This is a genomic window from Mesorhizobium sp. M4B.F.Ca.ET.089.01.1.1 (genome assembly GCF_004022605.1).
In the GTDB taxonomy this organism is placed as follows: domain Bacteria; phylum Pseudomonadota; class Alphaproteobacteria; order Rhizobiales; family Rhizobiaceae; genus Mesorhizobium; species Mesorhizobium abyssinicae.
Map to the genome: position 1 here is coordinate 1 of NZ_RZOS01000470.1, position 4,190 is coordinate 4,190.

4 protein-coding genes and 1 pseudogene are annotated in these 4,190 nt (G+C 69.2%); 2 read left to right on the top strand and 3 right to left on the bottom strand.

Going from position 1 to position 4,190, the window contains the following annotated elements:
• The 3 genes and pseudogenes from EN780_RS28700 to hemC all read right to left on the bottom strand — a co-directional run.
• Nucleotides 1–350 (bottom strand): annotated as a pseudogene (locus EN780_RS28700) (phage tail protein); the annotation flags it as partial.
• A gap of 139 nt (nt 351–489) precedes the next feature.
• Nucleotides 490–1,206: a uroporphyrinogen-III synthase gene (locus tag EN780_RS28705; protein ID WP_127391791.1), complete on the bottom strand. Its 717-nt coding sequence runs from the start codon at nt 1,204–1,206 to the stop codon at nt 490–492.
• Nucleotide 1,207: 1 nt separating this feature from the next.
• Nucleotides 1,208–2,134: a hydroxymethylbilane synthase gene (hemC, locus tag EN780_RS28710; RefSeq protein WP_127391792.1), complete on the bottom strand. Its 927-nt coding sequence runs from the start codon at nt 2,132–2,134 to the stop codon at nt 1,208–1,210.
• Nucleotides 2,135–2,235: 101 nt separating this feature from the next.
• Between hemC and tsaD the strand changes: the two genes are divergently transcribed.
• Together tsaD and EN780_RS28720 are read left to right on the top strand one after the other, a co-directional pair.
• Complete coding sequence (gene tsaD / locus EN780_RS28715; protein ID WP_189556810.1) at nt 2,236–3,321, top strand: tRNA (adenosine(37)-N6)-threonylcarbamoyltransferase complex transferase subunit TsaD; 1,086 nt, start codon at nt 2,236–2,238, stop codon at nt 3,319–3,321.
• Nucleotides 3,318–4,190, top strand: an 873-nt coding sequence (locus EN780_RS28720) for an NAD(P)H-dependent glycerol-3-phosphate dehydrogenase (RefSeq protein ID WP_128275975.1), incomplete at its 3' end; no start/stop codon positions are given. The genes tsaD and EN780_RS28720, both read left to right, overlap by 4 nt.

Below are 4,190 nucleotides of genomic sequence, written 5' to 3' on the forward strand. Positions count from 1 at the left end.
GTCGAGGCATCCTCGAAATTGTAGTCGGAGCCATGCGTCTGATCAGGCGACGCCTCGGAACCTGCCGGATAGGGGCGCTCCGCCTCATCCGAACCCTTGGCGCCGGTGTCTTCCGTTCCGGCCTGCGCGGCAGCGTCGCTGTGCTCCCAGGGCTCATGATCGACCTGGTCGGCATGCACCGGCTCCGCCGGAGCCTCGGGTTGCGAAGCGCTCGCGGCTTCCTCCGCCTCGGCCTCCACGGTCTTCGCCCCATCCTCCTCGACAATACGCGAGACGGCGCCGGGCTCGAGTTCGATCGTCACCGGCTCGCGGCGGCTCTTCGAATGTCGCATCTTCGGCGTCTTGACCATGCTTGGGCTCCGCAAATTGGCTTGGGATGGTTCAACGGGTCTAGAGCTGAAGGATGCTCTAGCACATCACCAAGCGGTGAAAAGGGGCGGCGTGATGACACAGACCTGAGCAGGCATCCTGTCATGTCGCAGATTCTGCCTAGCGCCCGGCCAGCACTAGCCTGATCAGCGCGTCTTCCTGCGGTTCGGCGGCGACGCGGACCCGTTCGGGAGCGACGCCGTCGAGCGCTGCGGCGATACGTCCCGACAGCGCGAAAAATCCCGTCTTTTCAAAATAACCGCCGAGCGCCGGCCGCCGGATCAGGGCCTGCATCGCCACGGCAGCCTTGGCCGAATAGAGCAGGACCACGTCGACTGGCCCGCCGGACAGGGTCGCAGCCACGTCCGCGTCGGAATGGTCGAGCGCGATCGTGTCGTAGGTTTCAACGGCGCGGACTGGAATGCCGGCCGCCGAGAGGCGCTGCTCGAAGGCAGGAAAGCGCACGCGGCCGCAAAGATAGACGATCGTCCCTGCCGCAGAGCCGCCGGCGATGGCATCGGCCAGCGCCAGGGCATCGCCCGGGCCTTCGTTGACCGTGGTAAATCCTGCCTTGCGCGCCGCTTCCGCTGTCCTTTTGCCAATGGCATGACAGGGCAGAGCGGCAAGCGCGGCGATGAGCTCGCGCGACGCGTAGCGCACCGCGTTGGCGCTGGTAACCGCGACCGCCATGGCATCCTTCGGCGCTTCGCTTGCCTTGGCCGGCAGCGCCACCGTTTCGGTCAGCGGCAGCAGAATCGGCTGAAAGCCCATCTGCTCGAGCCGATGCGCGGTTCGCGAGGCGCCCGGTTCCGGCCGCGTCACCAGAACGCGCAGCATGTCAGGCCCAGCCGTCGAAGAAGGATTCGCCGGCCTTGGCCCGCACCGCCCTGGCGGCTTCCGCGCCGATCCGGGCGGCATCCGGCGCCGGTCCGTCCAGCCTGACCTCATGCGACTGTCCGCCGTCGGGCGAGATGATCAGCCCGGCAAAGGAGAGCTTGTCGCCCGCTATCGTCGCGTGACCGGCGATCGGCGTGCGGCAGGAACCGTCGAGCGCCGCCAGGAAGGCGCGCTCGCAGGCCAGCGCCTGGCCGGTCGGCGCGTCGTGGATCGCGGCCAGCATGCGCTCGACATCGGCGTCGCCGATGCGGCTTTCGATGCAGATCGCGCCTTGCCCCGGCGCTGGCGGAAACTGTTCCAGCGTCATCAGGTCGGTGACGACATCGCCGAGCCCGAGCCGCTTCAGCCCGGCATAGGCGAGGATGGTGCCGTCGGCGACACCCTCATCCAGCTTGCGCAGCCTGGTTTGCACATTGCCGCGGAACATCACCACCTCGAGATCCGGCCGCATCCGCCGGATCAGCGCCTGGCGCCTGAGCGACGACGACCCGACCCTGGCGCCCCGAGGCAATTCGGCGATCGTCCTCGCCGCCTTGCCTATGAAGGCGTCGCGCGCGTCCTCGCGCGGCAGGAAAGCAGAGAGTTCGAGCCCCTCCGGCAACAGCGTCGGCATGTCCTTCGAGGAATGCACGGCGATGTCGATCCTGCCCGCCAGCATCGCTTCCTCGATCTCCTTGGTGAACAGGCCCTTGCCGCCGGCTTCCGACAGTGGCCGGTCCTGGATGCGGTCGCCGCTGGTCGAGATGACGACGATCTCGAATGCTTGTTCCGGCAGACCGTGCGCCGCCATCAGCCGCGTCCGCGTCTCATGCGCCTGGGCAAGTGCCAGCGGGCTGCCGCGTGTTCCGATTTTCAAGCTTGTTTGCATGGCGCGCTGTCCGTGATAACCCCCGGCACACGAGGTCTTGCCGGCACATGTCCTATCTAGGAAAGGCTGGTGATACAATCTTCGAGGACAGCGACCAATTGATCCGCGTTCTGGGCATTGAGACGAGTTGCGACGAGACCGCGGCCAGCGTGGTGGCGCTGGATGGCCGCGCCGCGCCCAAAATCCTCTCCAACATCGTGCTCAGCCAGATCGAGGAGCATGCCGCGTTCGGCGGCGTCGTGCCGGAGATCGCCGCGCGCGCGCATGTCGAGGCGCTCGACGGCATCGTCGAGGCGGCCCTTGCCGATTCGGGCGTTGCGCTGGACGAGGTCGACGCGATCGCCGCGACCGCCGGTCCCGGCCTTGTCGGCGGGCTGATCGTCGGGCTGATGACGGCGAAGGCGATTGCCGCGGCCGCCGACAAGCCGTTGCTCGCCATCAACCATCTCGAAGGCCATGCGCTGACCGCAAGGCTGACCGACGGGCTCGACTTCCCCTATTTGCTGCTTCTGGTGTCCGGCGGCCACACCCAGATCGTCGCCGTGCGCGGCGTCGGCGACTATCAGCGCTGGGCGACCACCATCGACGACGCGCTCGGCGAAGCCTTCGACAAGACGGCCAAGATGCTCGGCCTGCCCTATCCCGGCGGTCCGAATGTCGAGAAGGCGGCAGCCACGGGCGATCCGGGCCGCTTTGCCTTTCCGCGCCCGATGAAGGGCTCGGCGCAGCCGGATTTCTCCTTCTCCGGCCTGAAGACGGCCGTGCGCCAGGCCGCGACCGCCATTGCGCCCTTGAGCGACCGGGATGTCGCCGACATCTGCGCCTCGTTCCAGGCGGCGGTGGCGGATGCGCTGGGCGACCGTGTTTCGCGCGCGCTCAACCGTTTCCGCCAGGAATTCCCTGACAGGCCCAAGCCGGCGCTCGTCGTCGCCGGCGGGGTCGCCGCCAACCGGACAATCAAGGCGACGCTGGAGGCGCTCTGCGCCGAGGCCGGCTTCGACTTCATAGCGCCACCGCAAAAGCTCTGCACCGACAATGCGGCGATGATCGCCTGGGCCGGCATCGAGCGCCTGCGCGCCGGGATGGCGCGCGCGAACGACGCCGATTTCGTGCCGCGCTCGCGCTGGCCGCTGGACAGCGTCTCCGCCCCGATGGTCGGCTCCGGCCGGCGCGGTGCCAAGGCATGACCGAGCTGGTCACCAGCGGGCACGAGGCGCCGAGCGGCTGGCGCGTCGCAGTGCTTGGCGGCGGCGCCTGGGGCACGGCGCTGGCGCTGGCCATGCTGCGCGCCGGCCATTTCGTGCGCCTCTATGCGCGCGACCCCGAAACCGTCGCCGCGATCGATCGCGGCGAGAACCCGCGCTACCTGCCGGGCATCGCGCTGCAGCCCGGCATCGTCGCGACGACCGACATCGCGGCCGCGCTCGACGGCGCCGACTGCGTGCTGGCGGTGGCGCCGGCGCAGGCGCTGCGCGCCATGCTGGCTGGCGCCAGGCATCATGTGCCGTCGGGCGTTCCGCTGGTTCTTTGCGCCAAGGGCATCGAGCGCGACACCGGCGCGCTGCTGTCGGCGATCGTCGAGGAGGCCTTGCCGAACAATCCGGTTGCCGCCCTGTCCGGCCCGAGCTTCGCCACCGATGTCGCCCGCGGCCTGCCGACGGCGGTGGTCGTCGCCGCCCGCGACGCCGACCTTGCCGCAGACCTTGCCGCCCGCTTCTCGGCCGAAAACCTGCGCTGCTATTCCAGCGACGACCTCGTCGGCGTCGAGATCGGCGGCGCGCTGAAGAACGTCTTCGCCATCGCCGCCGGCGCCGTCACCGGCGCGAAGCTCGGCGCCAGCGCCCAGGCCGCCATGGTGACGCGGGGCTTCGTCGAACTGCGCCGCATCGGCGCCGCCTTCGGTGCCAGGCCGGAGACGCTTATGGGGCTTTCCGGGCTCGGCGACCTCCTGCTCACCTGCTCCTCGGCGCAGTCGCGCAATTTCGCCTATGGGCTGGCGCTCGGCCAGGGCAAGCCGCTTGCCGGACTGCCGCTCGCCGAGGGCGTGCCGACGGCA

What these genes read in the sequence shown, in the direction of transcription:
- EN780_RS28705 (WP_127391791.1), bottom strand. Translation starts at nt 1,206, where the DNA reads ATGCTGCGCGTTCTGGTGACGCGGCCGGAACCGGGCGCCTCGCGAACC.
- hemC (WP_127391792.1), bottom strand. Translation starts at nt 2,134, where the DNA reads ATGCAAACAAGCTTGAAAATCGGAACACGCGGCAGCCCGCTGGCACTT.